Annotated in this window: 17 protein-coding genes and 1 tRNA gene; 6 read left to right on the plus strand and 12 right to left on the minus strand. The window is 73.4% G+C overall.

Features of this window, described 5'->3' with window-relative positions:
* Positions 1 to 140: 140 nt before the first annotated feature.
* Positions 141 to 734: a dihydrofolate reductase family protein gene (locus PH191_RS24285; RefSeq protein WP_274197213.1), complete on the minus strand. Its 594-nt coding sequence runs from the start codon at positions 732 to 734 to the stop codon at positions 141 to 143.
* A gap of 134 nt (positions 735 to 868) precedes the next feature.
* On the opposite strand from PH191_RS24285, the gene PH191_RS24290 reads away from it, so the two are divergent.
* Positions 869 to 2,800 carry an ABC transporter ATP-binding protein gene (locus PH191_RS24290; RefSeq protein ID WP_274197214.1) on the plus strand — a complete coding sequence of 644 codons (1,932 nt, stop codon included), beginning with the start codon at positions 869 to 871 and terminating at the stop codon, positions 2,798 to 2,800.
* Positions 2,801 to 2,809: 9 nt separating this feature from the next.
* Here PH191_RS24290 and PH191_RS24295 read toward each other — a convergent pair whose 3' ends face one another.
* The 4 genes from PH191_RS24295 to PH191_RS24310 form a co-directional block, all read right to left on the minus strand.
* Positions 2,810 to 4,210, minus strand: coding sequence for an NAD(P)/FAD-dependent oxidoreductase (locus PH191_RS24295; RefSeq protein ID WP_274197215.1), 1,401 nt, complete (start codon positions 4,208 to 4,210; stop codon positions 2,810 to 2,812).
* Positions 4,211 to 4,298: 88 nt separating this feature from the next.
* Entirely contained in the window at positions 4,299 to 5,153 is an 855-nt protein-coding gene (locus tag PH191_RS24300; protein WP_274197216.1) for an alpha/beta fold hydrolase, read from the minus strand.
* Positions 5,146 to 5,766, minus strand: coding sequence for an isochorismatase family protein (locus PH191_RS24305; RefSeq protein WP_274197217.1), 621 nt, complete (start codon positions 5,764 to 5,766; stop codon positions 5,146 to 5,148). The genes PH191_RS24300 and PH191_RS24305 overlap by 8 nt, the downstream gene beginning before the upstream one ends.
* 30 nt (positions 5,767 to 5,796) lie before the next feature.
* A complete protein-coding gene (locus PH191_RS24310; protein ID WP_274197218.1) occupies positions 5,797 to 7,041 on the minus strand; it encodes a CaiB/BaiF CoA transferase family protein in 1,245 nt (414 codons plus the stop codon).
* A gap of 71 nt (positions 7,042 to 7,112) precedes the next feature.
* Here PH191_RS24310 and PH191_RS24315 point away from each other — a divergent pair, with 71 nt between their 5' ends.
* Positions 7,113 to 7,832, plus strand: coding sequence for a GntR family transcriptional regulator (locus tag PH191_RS24315; protein ID WP_274197219.1), 720 nt, complete (start codon positions 7,113 to 7,115; stop codon positions 7,830 to 7,832).
* On the opposite strand, the gene PH191_RS24320 is transcribed toward PH191_RS24315, so the two are convergent.
* From PH191_RS24320 to PH191_RS24330, 3 genes are all read right to left on the minus strand, one after another.
* Entirely contained in the window at positions 7,760 to 9,046 is a 1,287-nt protein-coding gene (locus PH191_RS24320) for an MFS transporter (protein WP_274197220.1), read from the minus strand. The two genes, PH191_RS24315 and PH191_RS24320, sit on opposite strands and share 73 nt — an antisense overlap.
* A gap of 253 nt (positions 9,047 to 9,299) precedes the next feature.
* Complete coding sequence (locus PH191_RS24325) at positions 9,300 to 9,989, minus strand: hypothetical protein (RefSeq protein ID WP_274197221.1); 690 nt, start codon at positions 9,987 to 9,989, stop codon at positions 9,300 to 9,302.
* A 45-nt stretch (positions 9,990 to 10,034) separates the two neighbouring features.
* On the minus strand, positions 10,035 to 10,757 hold the full coding sequence (locus PH191_RS24330) for a class I SAM-dependent methyltransferase (RefSeq protein WP_274197222.1): 723 nt from the start codon (positions 10,755 to 10,757) through the stop codon (positions 10,035 to 10,037).
* Between the two features lie 1,410 nt (positions 10,758 to 12,167).
* Between PH191_RS24330 and PH191_RS24335 the strand changes: the two genes are divergently transcribed.
* On the plus strand, positions 12,168 to 12,773 hold the full coding sequence (locus PH191_RS24335; protein ID WP_274197223.1) for a DUF1707 domain-containing protein: 606 nt from the start codon (positions 12,168 to 12,170) through the stop codon (positions 12,771 to 12,773).
* Positions 12,774 to 12,972: 199 nt separating this feature from the next.
* Here the strand turns inward: PH191_RS24335 and PH191_RS24340 are convergent.
* Positions 12,973 to 13,046 (minus strand) — tRNA-Thr (locus PH191_RS24340).
* A gap of 48 nt (positions 13,047 to 13,094) precedes the next feature.
* A complete protein-coding gene (locus PH191_RS24345; RefSeq protein ID WP_274197385.1) occupies positions 13,095 to 13,472 on the minus strand; it encodes a hypothetical protein in 378 nt (125 codons plus the stop codon).
* A 155-nt stretch (positions 13,473 to 13,627) separates the two neighbouring features.
* On the opposite strand from PH191_RS24345, the gene PH191_RS24350 reads away from it, so the two are divergent.
* The gene (locus tag PH191_RS24350) at positions 13,628 to 14,056 is read left to right on the plus strand and encodes a thioredoxin family protein (protein WP_274197224.1); all 429 of its coding nucleotides are present in this window, start codon (positions 13,628 to 13,630) and stop codon (positions 14,054 to 14,056) included.
* Positions 14,053 to 14,292, plus strand: a complete 240-nt coding sequence (locus tag PH191_RS24355; protein ID WP_274197225.1) for a DUF4395 family protein — start codon at positions 14,053 to 14,055, stop codon at positions 14,290 to 14,292. Before PH191_RS24350 ends, PH191_RS24355 begins: the two co-directional genes overlap by 4 nt.
* Here the strand turns inward: PH191_RS24355 and PH191_RS24360 are convergent.
* The gene (locus tag PH191_RS24360) at positions 14,289 to 15,041 is read right to left on the minus strand and encodes an arylamine N-acetyltransferase family protein (RefSeq protein ID WP_274197226.1); all 753 of its coding nucleotides are present in this window, start codon (positions 15,039 to 15,041) and stop codon (positions 14,289 to 14,291) included. The genes PH191_RS24355 and PH191_RS24360 overlap by 4 nt on opposite strands.
* Before the next feature lie 20 nt (positions 15,042 to 15,061).
* Between PH191_RS24360 and PH191_RS24365 the strand changes: the two genes are divergently transcribed.
* A complete protein-coding gene (locus PH191_RS24365) occupies positions 15,062 to 15,850 on the plus strand; it encodes a carbon-nitrogen hydrolase family protein (protein ID WP_274197227.1) in 789 nt (262 codons plus the stop codon).
* Positions 15,851 to 15,874: 24 nt separating this feature from the next.
* Here PH191_RS24365 and PH191_RS24370 read toward each other — a convergent pair whose 3' ends face one another.
* Positions 15,875 to 16,237, minus strand: coding sequence for a hypothetical protein (locus tag PH191_RS24370; protein WP_274197228.1), 363 nt, complete (start codon positions 16,235 to 16,237; stop codon positions 15,875 to 15,877).
* Positions 16,238 to 16,264 lie beyond the last annotated feature (27 nt).

Here is a 16,264-nt window from a genome sequence, read left to right on the forward strand (position 1 = left end):
CTCGGCAATCGCCTCGTGGGCATCCTGCACGGCTGCCTCAAGACCCGAACCCCCTACGACGAAACCACCGCCTGGGCCCACCGGCACGCCGCCGCCGCTTGACCCCCCAGCCCATGGGATGTCTGAGTGCCCGCTCCGCGTCAGCGCCCGGGTCGGTGCAGCGTGGGCCGGTAGACGAGCTCCTGGATGTCGCCGTCGAGCGTCCGGCGCTCGAGCAGCTCGAGGTCGAAGTCGTCCGCACCGCCGAGGACGGGGTCGGTGCCGGTCCTCCCGGTGATCACGGGGAAGACCGTGATCTGGAGGCGGTCGACCAGGCCGGCGGCCATGAGCGACCAGTTCAGCGAGAGGCTGCCGTGCGAGCGCAACGGCACGTCGGACTCCTCCTTGAGCCGCCGGACGACGTCGACGGCGTCGCCGCCCACGACGGTCGCGCTCGGCCAGTCGAGCGGGCCGGACAGCGTCGACGACACCACCGTCATCGGCATGATGCGCATCCGGTCGACCCACGGGTCGCGCACCTCGGACTCCTCGGTGCTCTCGGACAGCATCGCCACGAACTGCCGGAACGTCGTCGCACCGAACACCATGCGGGTCTCGCCCTCGAACGAGGCCAGGCGGTGCTCGAGCAGCTCGGGGCCCTGCTTGCCCCAGTAGCCGCCCCAGTCGCCGTCGCCTCCGTAGGAGCCGTAGCCGTCGAGGCTGGAGAAGACGTCGAAGGTGTAGGTCGCGGTCATGGGGTGCCTCCCTCGGGCGGGGCGACCGGCCCGGTGCCGGTCCCTCACCCTGGCGACGAACGCACCCACCCTCGTTTCGACACCGCCCCCGTGCGAGGTGCAGAGTGAAGTCCGCCGACCGGAGATGAGGGCAGATGGCGCAGCGCCGGGACGAGGCCACCGCCGAGCCCTCGACACCGACCGGGACCTCGGTCAAGGACACCACCGGACGGCGGGCGGTCGCGCTCTTCGCCCCCTACCGCGGGCGCCTGGTGCTCATCGCGCTCGCCATCCTCGTCACCTCCGCGCTGGGTGTGGTCACGCCCTTCCTCACCCAGCGCGTCTTCGACGACGCCCTCTTCGTCCCCGGAGGGCCGCGGATCGGGCTGCTGACCGCCCTGGTCGGCGCGATGATCGCGATCGCCGCCGTCTCCGCGGTGATCGGGATCGGCCAGACCTACCTGACGACCGTGCTCGGCAACCGCGTCATGCAGTCGCTGCGCGACCGGCTCTTCGACCACCTGCAGCGGATGCACCTCGGGTTCTTCACCTCCACCCGCACGGGGTCCATCCAGTCGCGGCTGGACAACGACGTGGGCGGCGTCCAGTCCGTCGTCACCGACACCGCGTCGTCGATCCTCGGCAACGTCGTCACCGTCGTCGCCTCGGTCATCGCGATGGTCGCCCTGTCGTGGCAGCTGTCGCTGGTGGCGTTCGTGCTCCTGCCGGTGTTCCTCCTGCTGCAGATCCGGGTCGGGCGGGTGCGGCGGAAGATTGCGGCGCGCACCCAGTCGTCGCTGTCGGACATGAGCGCGATCACCCAGGAGACCCTGTCGGTCTCCGGTGTCCTGCTGGCCAAGGTGTACGGCCGCCAGGAGCACGAGGTCGCGCGGTACAGCGCGGAGAACGACCGCCAGACCACGCTGCAGATCCGCCAGACGATGAGCGGCCAGTCCTTCTTCGCCGTCGTCACCGGCTTCTTCGCGCTGATCCCGGCCGTGGTCTACCTGGTGGCGGGGCTGCTCGCCGCCCGCGGCGACGCCGGCATCTCGGCCGGCACGCTCGTCGCGTTCACCACCCTGCAGACGCGGCTGCTGTTCCCGATCGTCAACCTGCTGCGGGTGTCGCTCGACGTGCAGACGTCGCTGGCGCTCTTCGGGCGCATCTTCGAGTACCTCGACCTCGTCCCCGAGCTGCGCGACCGCCCCGACGCGCGCCCGCTGGCGAAGGCGGACGCGCGCGGCGAGGTCGAGTTCCGCGACGTCTGGTTCCGCTACCCCGTCGACGCCGAGCCCGGCCGCCCGTCCGAGCCGGGCCCGTGGGCGCTCGAGGACCTCTCGCTGCACATCGAGCCCGGTCAGCTCGCGGCGGTCGTCGGCCCGAGCGGGGCGGGCAAGACCACGCTGTCCTCGCTGGTCCCGCGGCTCTACGACGTCGACGCCGGCTCGGTGCGCCTCGACGGCGTCGACGTCCGCGACCTGACCCTCGCCTCGCTGCCGGGCCTCGTCGGGATGGTGACCCAGGAGAGCTACCTGTTCCACGCGACCGTCGCCGAGAACCTGCGCTACGCCGCTCCGGACGCCACCGACGAGCAGATCCGCGCCGCCGCCCGGGCCGCGAACATCGCCGAGCACCTGGAGGGCCTCGCCGAGGGCTACGACACCGTCGTCGGGGAACGCGGCTACCGCCTCTCGGGCGGGGAGAAGCAGCGCATCGCGATCGCCCGGGTGATCCTCGCCGACCCGCGCATCCTGGTGCTCGACGAGGCCACCTCCGCGCTCGACACCACCAGCGAGCGCCTGGTGCAGCAGGCATTGGAGACGGTGATGTCCGGGCGGACGACGATCGCGATCGCGCACCGGCTCTCGACGATCCTGGCCGCCGACGTCATCTTCGCGATCGACCGCGGCCGCCTGGTCGAGCAGGGCACGCACGACGAGCTGCTGGCGCGCGGCGGGCTGTACGCGCAGCTCTACGCCGAGCAGTTCGGCGCCGGCGCGGTCGAGGCCCGGTGCGCCGACGGCGTGCTCTTCACCGACGGCAAGATCCTGACCACCCGCAGCACGGACGACTTCTCCGCCGCCTGAGCCCGCTCGTCACGCGGCGATCAGCGCCAGCAGACCCCGTCGATCGGGGCCGGGGGGCGGCTCGGTCGGCTCTCCGCGCCGTCGAGCGACGGCGTCGGCGATGCCGGGCCGGGCGAGGACCTCGCCCGGGAGTGCGAGGCACATGATGACCTCGAGGAGCGCCCGGAAGACCTCGGGATCCTCCATCGCCGCCACGCCGAAAGCGGTCACGTCGGGATCGGCGGTCGGCGCCGGTTCGCCGTGGCGCAGGGCGTCCATCTCGGCGACCCGGACCCGGTCGGCGTGCAGCTGGGTGTGCACGTAGGGCGCGACGCTCTCGTCGGTGTGCCGCTGGACCGCCGTCGCGAAGGCCGCCGGGTCGTCGGGGTGCTCGCGGAGGGTGTCGCGGAGCACCCGGGCGTGCATCAGCCCGATGCTGATGCCCCGCCCGGCGGAGGGGTTCGTGCAGGCCCAGGCGTCCCCGACGGCGGTGAAGCCCGTGACGACCGGCGCGCCGTCCACGACGAGGGAACGGACGCGGTCGAGCACGCCGGCCATGACCGCCACCCCGGGCTGGGCCTCGGCGTCGACCCAGTGCCCCTGCATCGGGAAGGCGTGCACCACGCGGTCGAAGCAGACGGGGTCGCGCAGGTTCTTCAGCGGGACGTCGCGCGAGCCGCCGGACACGGTGACCGACCAGGTGTCGTTGTCGGACGGGATCGTCAGCAGCGTGACCGTCCCGTACGGCACGAGGGGAGCGGCACGCCAGGCGGGAAGCGGCCCGGAGAAGTAGCGGGTGTAGTACGCGAAGCCGCTGTCCTCGGCCGTCCGCTGGGGTGGGGCGGCGCCGAGGTCCGCGAGCCAGGCGTCCGAGGGCGTGCGGCGGCCCATCGCGTCGACCACCAGGTCGGCCCGGACCTGCTCGCCGTCATCGGTGACGACGCCCGCGACGCGGGGCACGCCGTCCTCCGCGCGAGCGCCCTGGATGAGGCCGACGACCCGCACGCCGCGCCGGATCGTCACCCCCGGCTGCTGCTCGGCGCGCGCCGCCATCACGGCCTCGAGGACGGGCCGGCGCCCGGTGACCCACCGGAACCGGTCGTCGCCGGGCCGGGAATCGTGGTCGCCGAGGGACGGCGGGGCGGTGTCGAGAGGATCGAACGCTCGGCACCCCGCGGCGAGGAGCGCGTCGGTCAGTCCCGGGATGCCCTCGTCGCAGACGTGGCGGAATCGGGGGAAGACGCTGTGCGGCTGCCGGAACTGCGCCACCCCGTGCCGGGACCAGCCCGACCACGCCGCGTCGGCACCGCTCGGAGCGGGCGCCGGGTCGGTCTCCAGCACCGTGACCGACCGGCCTTCTCCCGCCAGCATCGTCGCCAGCGCGAGCCCGACCACTCCCGCCCCGCACACCACCACGTGACCGTCGTCCATCACCAGAGGCTGGACCTCTCCGGCCCGCCGCGCGTCGGGGTCGGGCCCCGAGAATCGGGCCGCCGGGCCCGGTCACGGGCCCGCGACCTCAGACCTCCGACGCGGCGGCGACCTCCGGAGCCGGGACGGCGACGAGATCGTCGTAGAACGACCGCAGCAGGGCGTCCAGGCGGAGCTTCTGCTCCTTGCCGGCGATGACGTGCGACGCATCGGCCCACGTCTCGGTGCGACAGTCCGGCAGCAGGTCGGCGAGGAGGCCGGTGTGGTCGACCGTCGTGATCGGGTCGCGGCCCGCGTGCAGGACGAAGCACGGGACGCGCACCTGGTCCAGGCGGTCGCGGGTGTCGTGGTCCAGGCAGGCCGCGACGAGCCGGGCGTGGGCGTCGGCACGCCCGACCAGGTCGCCCCACGCGCCGTCGGGGCCGAGCAGACGGTCGCGGTGCCGGTCGTAGAACGCCGGGGTGAAGCTCAGCGAGGCGCAAAGCATCTGGAAGGCCTCGAAGCCCAGCTCCTGGTGCACCCGGCGCATCATCGTCAGCTGGTCGGTGAGGGCGGGGTCGGCGTAGGCCCACGACCCGGTCTGGAACAACGAGCGCACGAGATCGGGTCGCCGGATCGCCAGTTCCTGCCCGATGCACGCCCCCATCCCGACCATCCCGAGCACGTGGACGGGGCCGCCACCGAGGTGGTCGAGCAGCGCGGCGACGTCGTCGGCGTAGGAGCGCGTCGAGGCCTCGACCTCGGGCCGGTCGTCGCTCTCACCGAGGCCGCGGTAGTCGAAGACGACGACCTCGAAGTCGGCGACGGCCGCGCGCGGGAGATCGCCGAGCCGGCCGTGGCAGAACGTCCCCCAGCCGCCCATCGCGATCATCCGAGGGCGGCCCTCGCCGGCGCCGTGGACCTCGAAGTACAGACGCCGGCCGTCGATGAGGACCTCAGGCACCCGCGATCCCCTCCAGCCCGCGGACGGCCGCGTCGACGTCGACGACGTCGGCGTAGCGACGTCCCACGTCGGCGAGGTTGGCCCGGTGGGCCTGCTCCTGCTGGTCTCCGCAGCACTCGCCGACGACGATCGTGCGCAGGCCGTGGGAGAAGGCGTCGACGATCGACGCGCGGATGCAGCCCGAGGTCATGCACCCCAGGACGACGACGGTGTCGACGTCCCAGAACCGCAGCATGGAGACCACCGGCGTGCCGAAGAACGCCGACGGCGCCTTCTTGATCACCAGCTCGTCCGACGAGTGCCAGACCTTGGGGTCGATCTCGGCGGCGGGCGAGCCCGGCGTGATCTTCCCGAGCTCGGGCATCTTCCACCGGCCCAGGTCGGCGGGGCCGTCGAACGCCACGGCGGTGTGCAGCACGGGGACGCCGAGCGCCCGGGCGCGGTCGAGCAGCGGGCCGCTGCGGTCGACGGCCTCACGGACGTGCGGGCTGCGCCCGAGGGCGTACTCGCCCTCGGTCAGGGCGCGCTGGAAGTCGACGACCAGCATCGCGGCGCGGCGGCCGAACCCGATGTCGTGGCTGGAGTAGCCGGCGGTGGTGAACTCGTCGGTCATGGGTGTCCTCTCCCGTCGGAGGTGGGCCGGTCAGATCACGGCGGCCGAGCGCAGCTGCGCCACGGCCTCCGGCGTGTAGCCGAGACGCTCGGTGAGCACCTCGTCGGTGTGCTCGCCGAGCTCGGGACCGAGCCAGCGCACCTCCCCGGGCGAGGTGGACAGCCGCGGGAACACGCCCTGCATGGGGAGCTCGCCGAAGCGGGGGTCGGCCATCGAGACGATCGACTCCCGCGCCCGGAAGTGCGGGTCCTCCAGCATCTCCCGGGCCCGGTAGATCGGGCCCGCGGGGACGCCGTGCTCCTCGAGGTGGGCGAGCAGGACGTCGGCGGGGCGGGCCGAGGTCCACCCGGCGACGATCGCGTCGAGCTCCGCTGCGTGCGCGCCGCGGGCGCCGTGGGTCACGAAGCGCTCGTCGTCGGCGAGCTCCGGGCGTCCCATCGCGACCGTCAGCCGACGGAAGACGGTGTCCATGTTGGCGGCCACCAGGACGCTCCCGCCGTCGACGGTCGGGTAGACGTTGCTCGGCGCGACGCCGGGCAGGGTCGCGCCGGTGCGGGTGCGCTCGTGCCCGGCGAGGACCCACTCCGGGATCAGCGACTCCGTCACGGCCAGGACCGACTCGTAGATCGACGCGTCCACCACCTGGCCCCGGCCGGTCTGGCGGCGGTGCTCGAGCGCCGAGAGCGCGCCGAGGGCGCCGAACATCGCCGTCAGCGAGTCGCCCAGGGAGATGCCGCAGCGGCCGGGCGGCCGGTCGGGCTCGCCGACGAGGTGCCGCAGCCCGCCCATCGCCTCGCCGACCGAGGCGTATCCCGCGCGATGGGCGTAGGGCCCGGTCTGCCCGTACCCGCTGATCCGCACCATGATCAGCTCGGGGTGCTCGGCGGCGAGCGTCTCGTGGTCGAGGCCCCAGCGTTCCATCGTCCCGGGACGGAAGTTCTCGATCACGATGTCGACGTCCGCGGCCAGCGACCGGGCGATCGACCGGCCCTCGGGGGTCCGCAGATCGGCGGTGACGCACCGCTTGTTGCGGGCGACGATCGGCCACCACAACGAGCGCCCCTCGAACGTCTGGCCCCACTGCCGCATGACGTCCCCGTGCTGCGGGTCCTCCAGCTTGACCACGTCGGCCCCGTGATCGGCGAGCAGCTGCGCGCAGTACGGGCCGGCGAGCAGCTGACCCAGCTCGAGGACCCGGACACCCTGGAGGGCGCCGGCGCCGAGAGGGCCGAGGGGGCCGGCGGCGCCGACGGGCTCGGCGGCGTACGCGGTCATCGCGGGTCTCCTGTCTCGCCGTCGGCACACCGTGCCGGGCTGTCGATAGGCTGTCGGGCCGTGGAGCAGCGGTGAACCGCGCAGACACGGCCTACCGCCAGCTGCGCCGGGAGATCCTCGAAGGGGTCCTGGCCCCGGGGACGCCGCTGCCCGAGGTGGAGTCGGCCGAGCGCCTCGGCGTGAGCCGGACCCCGGTCCGGGAGGCCCTGGGGCGCCTGGCGGGGGAATCGCTGGTCGAGGTCTCGCCGCGGCGCGCCGCCCGTGTCGCGCGCTGGCGACCCGAGATGCAGCAGGAGATCCTCGACCTGCGGGTCGTCCTCGAGTCGCACGCCGCCGAGCTCGCCGCGGCGACGGCGGGACCGGATGACCTCGAGACGCTCGACCGCCTGTGCGCGGAGGGCGACGCCGTGGTCGCGGCGCCCTCGGTCGACCTCGTCGCCTTCTCCGAGAACGCCCGGTTCTTCCACCTCGCGCTGACCGCCGCCACCCACCGGCCCCGCCTCGAGGCGATGGTGCACGGGCTCCTCGACGTCCCCGCGGTCGCGGCCCGGTACAGCGCCTTCCGTCCGGAGGACTTCGTGCGCAGCGCGGCCCACCACCACGAGCTGGTGGATGCCCTGCGGGCGGGCAACGCCGTGTGGGCGGGCCACCTCATGCGGGCGCACATCCTCGCCGCCCGCGAGGCGATGCGTCTGCCCTCCGCCGGCGCCGACGACGGTCACCGCGAGGCCGCCGAGGTGGAGCCCTCGGACGACGTGTCGAGCTCCGGGCCGGGCGAGCCCGCGGGATAGCGCGGCAGCCGCCGGACCATGACGACGCCGACCACCGTGGCGAGTCCGCCGAGCACCAGCGCAAGGGCGAGCGGCACCGACGAGCCGCCGAAGGTCTGCACCAGCGCGAGCGCCGGCAGCGGGAGCAGGGCCCCGCCGATCACGTTGGCCAGGGCAAAGGACACCGCGATGCCGGTGTAGCGCAGCCGCACCGGGAAGACGTCGCTCATCAGCGACGGCAGCGCACCGTTGCCCAGCCCGTAGGGCACCACCCCGATCGCCATCGCGAGCCAGAGCAGCGCCGGCTCACCGGTGTTGACCAGCGCGAATGCCGGGAACGCCCAGACGACCGCGAACACGCCGGCGATGGCCACGAGGCGCTCACGCGGCACCCGGCGGCACAGCAGCGCGGCGCCGATCGTGTAGGGCACGAGCAGCAGGCCGCACACGACGAGGCCCACCTGGACGTCGACGGCGTCGATGCCGTCGACGTAGGTCTTCGCGTAGGCGAGCAGCCCGGTCATCAGGGCGTAGACCACGACGATGATCGCGAGCCAGGAGAGCGTCATGGCGAGGATCGGCCGGCCGGCCTCGCGCATGGTCGCGGCGAACGTCGGCGGGACCTCGTCGCGGGTGCGCTTGAAGTCCGGGGTCTCCTCGAGGCGCAGCCGGACGATCATCCCGAGCCCCACGAGCACGAATCCGGCGAGGAACGGCACCCGCCAGCCCCAGCTGAGGAACGTCTCCTCGCTCACCGAGGACGAGACGATCAGCAGCGACGCCGCCGCCAGCGCGAGACCGAGCACCGAGCCGACCTGCGGGAGCGACCCGTAGAGCACCCGCCGCGACGGCGGGGCGTGCTCGACGGCCACTGCCACCGCGCCGCCCCACTCGCCGCCCACCGCGAGGCCCTGCACCAGGCGCAGGACCACCAGCAGCACCGGCGCGGCCACGCCGATGGCCGCGTAGGTGGGCAGCAGCCCGACTCCGGCCGAGGCCACGCCCATCAGCGACAGCGACATCACGAGGGCGCCGCGGCGCCCCCAGCGGTCGCCGAGGCGACCGAAGACCCAGGCGCCCAGGGGCCGGACGAGGAACGCCACCGCGTGGCTCGAGAGCGCCGCGAGCGTGCCGAGCCACGGCTGCGCACCCGGGAAGAACAGCGGCCCGAAGACGAGGGCGGCGACGAACGTGTAGAGGATGAAGTCGTAGATCTCGACGAGTGTCCCGATCATGCACGCCAGGGCGGTGCGGCCCGGGGAGAGGCCGGTCCTCGGGCGATCGGTCGAGGGAGCGAGCTCTTCGGTGGGCCGCATGACCTGCCTCTCCCGTCCCGTGGCGTACGGGCTCCGTGAAGGACAGCGTGCAGTGACCCACGCCATGAACGCAAGGTTCTTGTATACCCAGATCGCGCCGATCGGCTTCCCGGTGCCTCTGCAGCGCTTCAGGGACTCTCCTTGCATACACGGCTCGTCGAGTCGGACCGTGTCAACGACCGATCAGGAACGAGCCCGCGGCCCAGCTCAGAACGTCGACCAGCAGCACCACCGCGCCGAGACCGAGCGCGACGGTCACGAGGACCCGCACGCGCGGCGCCCATCGCTCCCGGAGGCGTTGCAGCGTGTCGACCGCCGCGCGATGCCGTCCCAGGAGGACCGCCAGGACGACCACGAACAGCGGTGCCTGGCTGACCACGGTCCACACGGTGTTCGCGACGACGACACCGGCCGGTGACGCCTCCCGCCCCGCCAGCACGATCAGGGCCGCGAACGACGGGTCGGTGGCGGCGGTGCCGATGAACAGCATGCCGGCCACGACGGCTCCGGTCGCCCCCGCTCCCATGACCCGGGGCTCGGAGGAGGTGCTGCCGCGCACGACGCGCGTCACGGCCCACACCGCCAGCAGGAGCGCCGCGCCCGCTTCGAGCCCGGCGCGCAGGGCCCCGCTCGGCAGCACCGAGGCCCAGTCGAGCCGTGCCAGCCGTTCCCCCACGGCCACCGTGAGGACGACGCCGAACAGGGTGGTGCCGATGAGGACGACCAGCCCGAAGATCACGATCTGTCGGTCCCGCGCCCCCGCCGCGAGGGCGACGGCCGCGACCAGCGCGCCCGCCGGGTCCACGCCCAGCAGACCCAGGCCGGCCCCGACGCCGAGCGACCCCACCAGCCCGGGGATCACCGCTGCGGCCCGCTCACCGAGCTCCGAGGTGCGCCGGCGACCGGATCAGCCCCGTCCTGCTGTGCCGGCCGCGGAGGCCACCGGCGAGGCGTGGACGGTGTCGAGGTCGGGCCGGCGGAGGCACAACCGGATGTTCTGCGGTCCGGACCGCTCCCGCTCGACGTCGAAGAGCTCGTGCATGCGGGCGAGGACGGGGTCGCGCCGTCGCCGGGTGATCGCCGGGCGCCACAGGAACACGACGAGCCGGCCCCCGGGCCTCAGTACGCGGTGGGCCTCGGCGACGGCCCGGTACGGATCGGGCATCTCCTCCAGGCAGTAGCCGAGGAACACGACGTCCACGCTGCCGGTCGCGAGCGGCAGGCGGGTGCCGTCGCCGCACACCTGGCGCAGGGTGGGCCCCGGCCGGTCGGCCAGCCGGCTCCGGAGGTCCGTCAGGCTGCCGTGGTGGCGCTCCAACGAGAGCAGCGTGGCCGACGAGGGAAGGTGCCGCGTGAGCGGCCCGGTGTAGAAGCCGCCGCCGCTGCCGACCTCGAGGCAGGTGCCGGGTTCCGCCGGAACCCACCGGACGTCCCACCGAGGCAGGTCCCAGCCCAGGACCGCCCGCAGCGCGGGGGTGCTGATCAACCGGTACAGCGCCGCCGGCGTCCGCCACCGCCACCGACCGGCCCGGGTGCCCTCCTGGCCGGTCGTGACCACGGACAGGTCCGCCGGAGCCTCCTCGGACCCGACGGACGGGGAGTCGCGCTCGGGTGCCGCGTTGCTGCTCACGGAGGGATCATGGCCCTGTCCGGTTCGATCACCGCACCTGGCTGGTCCCGCGGCGCCGACGAGGAGGAACCTCCTGGTCAGGGTGGAGCCGGCGTCGGGCTCCGAACCCGGGACCTACGTGTTGTCGTAGGTGCCTCACGTGAGCGGCATGCTCGCTGCAGCCACCGGTGCACGTCAGCAGTCACATCGTGCGCACCGCGGCTCACCACGCCACTGCCCGAGGCGCACCACCGTCCCGCCTTGCACTCCTGATCTCCACCATTCACAAGGCGGCGGGGATCGACGTGCGTGCCGCTGAGGTGGGCGAACTCCACCGCTGGGTGGTCTCGGCTCGCGAAGGGTACGGATCTACGCCCCGCGCTCGTCGGCCTGCCCGACGACCGGTGCCCATGTCCGCACTGGGGCTACATGATCTCCGGGCTGCTCCGGATGCACACATCGGACGGCCAACACGACTATGGCGCCGGGCAAGCGTTCTACTGGCCACCGGGCCATGCCCCGGAGGCACTCGAGGACTGCGAGTACATCGACTTCTCTCCCTCGGCGGAGCTCGCCAGAGTCGTCAAGCACATTCAAGTTGGATGACTCGGAGGATCCCTCCGCGTGACGTGGGCGAGGAGTTCGCGGAGCGAGCGAATGATGAGAACTCGAGGTCGACGGGGTGGGATTCGCCGGCGGTGCTGTGCAGGCGACGGTGGTTGAACCGCCCGCCGCGCTGTCAGCAAGTGATGGGCCTCGGCCCGGAGTCACCCCAGACCACGGTCGAATCCCGCGCCGCCTTGGGGCGCGGCTGTGGTCGCGAGGGGCGCCCAGAACGATGTTCCGCAGCGCGGGCACTCCACGAGGAGCTCCTCGCGGTGTTCGTCATCGCGAAGGAGGGTGTGGACTCGGCCGAGGCAGCCGCCGGTGACACACGGGCAGTTGATGGACATGCCACTCCAGCGCCCACTCAGAGCTCAAGTGTTACGCCTGCAGGGACCCCCGCAGGGAAGAACGGCCATGCGGCCGAAGGTATGCGGCTTCCCGCCAGCATCGCCGTGGTCGATGCCGACGTCGACCTCCGTCCCGGCGCCTCCCCGGCGCTGCGCCTCGCGACCGAGCTGACGATCCGCGACGGAGTGGAGAAGTGGCTGTTGCGCCACGCCTTCACCGACCTCCTGCCCGACGACGCGCCGCCCGCCACAAGGACCCGATGTCGCACTCCACCGGGCTACACGAACGCATCCGGCTGTTCCGGCGGCTGTTCACGCGGATGCACCGCTCCTTCGGCCGACACCTCGCCGCGCCCGACTCGCGAGCCTCGGCGTGGGCGCCCTGTCCACCTCGTCCCCGATGCCGCCCTGGCGCGGGTCGTCCCGGTTGCTGTCGACGGCCTCCCGACCAGGATCGACCCGGCCTATCATCGGGACGATGACCGGGCCGGACCGGGGCGACCCGCACGCCGGCGCCTCCGCAGTGGAACGTGAACGGGCCGCTCGTCTCGTCCGGGCGGCGGTGGCCGATGGTCGGCTGACCCTGGTCGAGGGCGACAGGCGGCTGGCTCTCATCGAAGCGGCGTCGTACGGCCACGAGGTCCGGTCCCTGACGCAGGACGTCGAAGCGTCTCCGCCGCCGGACGAACACCGGACGTGGGCCGCGACCGGGGCGGAGCCCCCGACATCATCGTTCAGCCTCCTGCGGGCCACGGTCCGGCGCGGACAGTGGGCGCCGGGGCCGGAGCACTCGGTGGTGGCGTTCATGGGCGGCGCCGAGCTGGACCTCCGCCACGCTCGTCTCGACCCGCGCGGCACGACCATCCGTGTCGTCGCGATCATGGGTGGGGTCGTGATCATCGTCGGCCCGGACGTCGAGGTGCGGTGCGACGGTCGGGGCGCGATGGGAGGGTTCGCCGACCTGTCGGGTCCGCCGCTGACCCCACCGCCGTTCGGAGCCCCACCGCTGCACGTCACGGGGGCTGCGATCTGGGGTGGCGTGGAAATCCGCCGGCGTGACCGGGAGGCCATCCCGCCGGTATGAGCTCGCCGGCCCGACGCAACGGCCTCGCTGTGCTCCTTCGGTCGAACGGCGCACCGCGGACGGCGGGGGACCGCCGAAGCGATCGCGCGCCAGCTCGGGCACACCGGGCTCGCCGAAGAACTCGGCGTCGTTCCGCGACTCATTCCACGAAGAGACGGAAAGGCCGATCTGGAGCGCCCACACCGGCCCTGACCTGCGGAGCCGCCTTCGGGATTCGAACCCGAGACCTACGCATTACGAGTGCGTTGCTCTGGCCAGCTGAGCTAAGGCGGCAGTGCCGAAGAGTCTAGGCCAGGGCCCCGGCCCGACGGCGAGGCGGGTCTACGCCGTCCCCAGCAGGAGCACGCCCAGCACCACCAGCGCCAGGACCTTCACCACCTCGAGCCCGATGTAGACGAGGTGGAGCCGGGAGCGTGGCGCGTCCTCGCCGGCCAGCACGCGGTCCGAGCGGCGGTTGAGGCGCGGGCGCACGACGCCGAGCTGCACCAGCAGGAGCACGACCAGGACGCCGACGACGACCGTCGGTCCCACCGGGACACCGGCCACGAGCACGGCGGCCACGACGACCAGGGCCAGCACGCCCTCGGCGACGTTCAGCGCGCGGAACACCAGCCGTCCGATCCCGAGCCCGATCACCGTCGTCACGCCGGGCGCGCGGAACTTCAGCGGCGCCTCGAGGAACGAGATCGCGAGCACCATCCCGAGCCACACGAAGGTCGCCGCCGTCGCCACCGCCACGGGGACCGGTCTACACCGTCGGTCCTCGGTGGCGGATCCCGCGGTGAGCGCGGATTTCGTCACCGAGGAGGGCGACGCCGGGAACAACCGCGGGCGCGGACGGGGTTGGCGGGCTCGTGGGGCTGAGTGCGGCCGGGGCCGCGGTGCTGGTCGGCGTCCTCGTCGTCGCGACGGTCGTCGGGCTGGTCCTCCGGCGCGGGGACGGGCGGGTCACGCAGGGCAAGGACGCCAGGAACGGCTGGGACCTCGCCGGGATCGACCCCGGCTCCGGGGACCGGGTCCTCCTGCTCCAGCTCTCGTCGCCGGTGTGCACCCCGTGCGCCCGGACCCGCGAGCAGCTCACCGCGCTGACGGCCGAGCACCCCGATCTCCGCCACGTCGAGGTCGACGTCGCCGAGAGCCCCGGGATCGCCCAGGCCCTCCACGTCCTGCGCACCCCGACCACCGTCGCGTTCGACCGTGCCGGCACCGAGCTCCTGCGCGTCGGCGGCGTCCCCCGCCGCGCGGACCTGCAGCAGGCCCTGTCCCTCGAGGAGACCCGATGACCGAGCGGCTCGACCCGCGCGGCGGCCGTTTCGCGGCCACCGTGACGACCGTGGTCCTGGCCGTCGTGCTGGTCTTCGCCGTCCTCGCAGCGATCGGCTACCTCAGCGACGCGACGGCGCTGGGCATCGTGGCGACCGCCTTCGCGCTGGCCGCGGCGTTCCTCAACGCGGCGTTCGGCTTCTGCCTCGGGTGCGAGATGTACGGCCTGCTCGGACGGGTCCGCGCGGCCCGCTAACCCACCGTCGGGACGGCGTCGAGGACGATGCCGAAGACGTCGCGGTAGATCGCGAGCTGCTCGTCCTCGGACACCGTGTGCTCCTCGCGGGAGCCGTCGTCGCCGGTGACGATGTGGCGGTCGCCGGCGAGGGTGACGCGACCGGCCGGCGTGAGGCGGGAGCAGGTCAACCCGAGCGCGAACGGCGACTCCGGCGAGGTCGAGTGCCACCAGGACAGCGGCGCGAAGTCGGTGAGCAGCCGGGCGCGCGGATCGAGGCGGTAGACCACCTTGTCGTCGCAGACGACGTCGAGCTCGCCGTCCGGGGCGTCGCGGACGGCGTAGGTCCCGGTGCGGTCGGGCTGCCCGTCGCGACGGTCGAGGTCGACGGCCCGGGCCGCGAAGCGCCCGAAGCCGACGTCGACGAGCAGGCGCGTGCCCCGCACGTTCACCACCAGTGCCATGTGGTCGCCGGGCGGGCCGTACCCGTCGTCGCCGCCGTTGCGCGCCACGCGGGCCGAGCACAGGGTCACGTCGTACCCCAGCTCGCGCAGCAGCCAGGCGAAGGCGCCGTTGAGCTCGAAGCAGAAGCCGCCCCGGTGCCGCTCGACGATCTTCTCGAGCAGCGCGTCGTCGTCGAGCTCGATCGGCTCGCGCAGGTGCACCGAGAGGTTCTCGAACGGGACCGCGATCATGTGGCGCTCGGTCAGGGTGTCCAGCGGATCGTCGGCCGCGGCACCGATCCGCGCCAGGTAGTCCGTCGCGTCCACATCACCGGTATACACGGGACATGCGCGTCGCCCTGGCCCAGATCCTCGCCACCGACGACCCGGCGGCGAACCTCGAGCTCGTCGCCGACCACACCGCGCTCGCCGCGCAGCAGGGCGCGACGGTCGTCGTGTTCCCCGAGGCGACGATGTGCCGGTTCGGCGTCTCGCTCAAGCCGGTGGCCGAGCCGCTCGACGGCCCGTGGGCGAGCGAGGTCCGCCGCATCGCCGAGAGGAACGGCGTGCTCGTCGTCGCCGGCATGTTCACGCCGACCGACGACGGCCGCGTCACCAACACGCTGCTGGTCACCGGCCGTGGCGTCGACACGGCCTACGACAAGATCCACCTCTACGACGCCTTCGGGTTCGCCGAGTCCGACACCGTCGCGCCGGGCAGCAAGCCGCTGACGATCACGGTCGACGGCACGACCCTCGGGCTCGCGACCTGCTACGACATCCGCTTCCCGGAGCTGTTCCGCGCCCTCGCCGACCAGGGCGCGACCGTCACCCTGCTGCCCGCGAGCTGGGGCGCGGGGCCGGGCAAGGTCGAGCAGTGGCAGCTGCTGGTGCGCGCCCGGGCCCTGGACGCGACCACGTTCGTGCTCGCCACCGACCAGGCCGACCCGGCCACCCAGGGCATCGACGCTGGCAAGGCGCCGCGCGGCGTCGGGCACAGCCTCGCGGCGTCGCCGTTCGGCGTGACCATCGACGAGCTCGGCGCGGAGCCGGGGCTGCTCGTGGTCGATGTCGACCCCGAGCAGATCCCCGACGTCCGCGCCGCTCTCCCGGTGCTGGCGAACCGCCGCCTCTAGCCTGCGCGAGGAGGGAAACCCTCCCTAGGCCGCGGCCGGGCGGGTCATCCAGCGGACCCGGTCCTGGTACGGCGCGAGGCGGTTCAGCAGGTCGCGGCGGGCGGCCGCGTCGGCGGGCGCGGAGAACGCGCGGTCGCGCGTCATCTTCGCGCGCAGCGAGCTGGGGTCGAGCACGATGACCTGGGCGGCCTGGCGGGCCTTGGTGCCGAGCTCGGCGTCGCCGGAGTGCGCGGCAGCGCCTCCGACACGCCGGGCCAGGACCTCGGCGGCCGCGAGGCCGCTCGAGTCGGGGCGGGCGGCGATGACGAGGACGCGGGCCTCGTCGCCGTTCTCTCGGGGCGCGGGGATGGTGACGTCGGTGGGGGCGGGGCGCGTGGGAGAGCTCATCGGGCAGTGCTCCAGGTCGGTCGCCGC

The organism is Actinomycetospora callitridis (assembly GCF_028737265.1).
Lineage (GTDB): Bacteria > Actinomycetota > Actinomycetes > Mycobacteriales > Pseudonocardiaceae > Actinomycetospora > Actinomycetospora callitridis.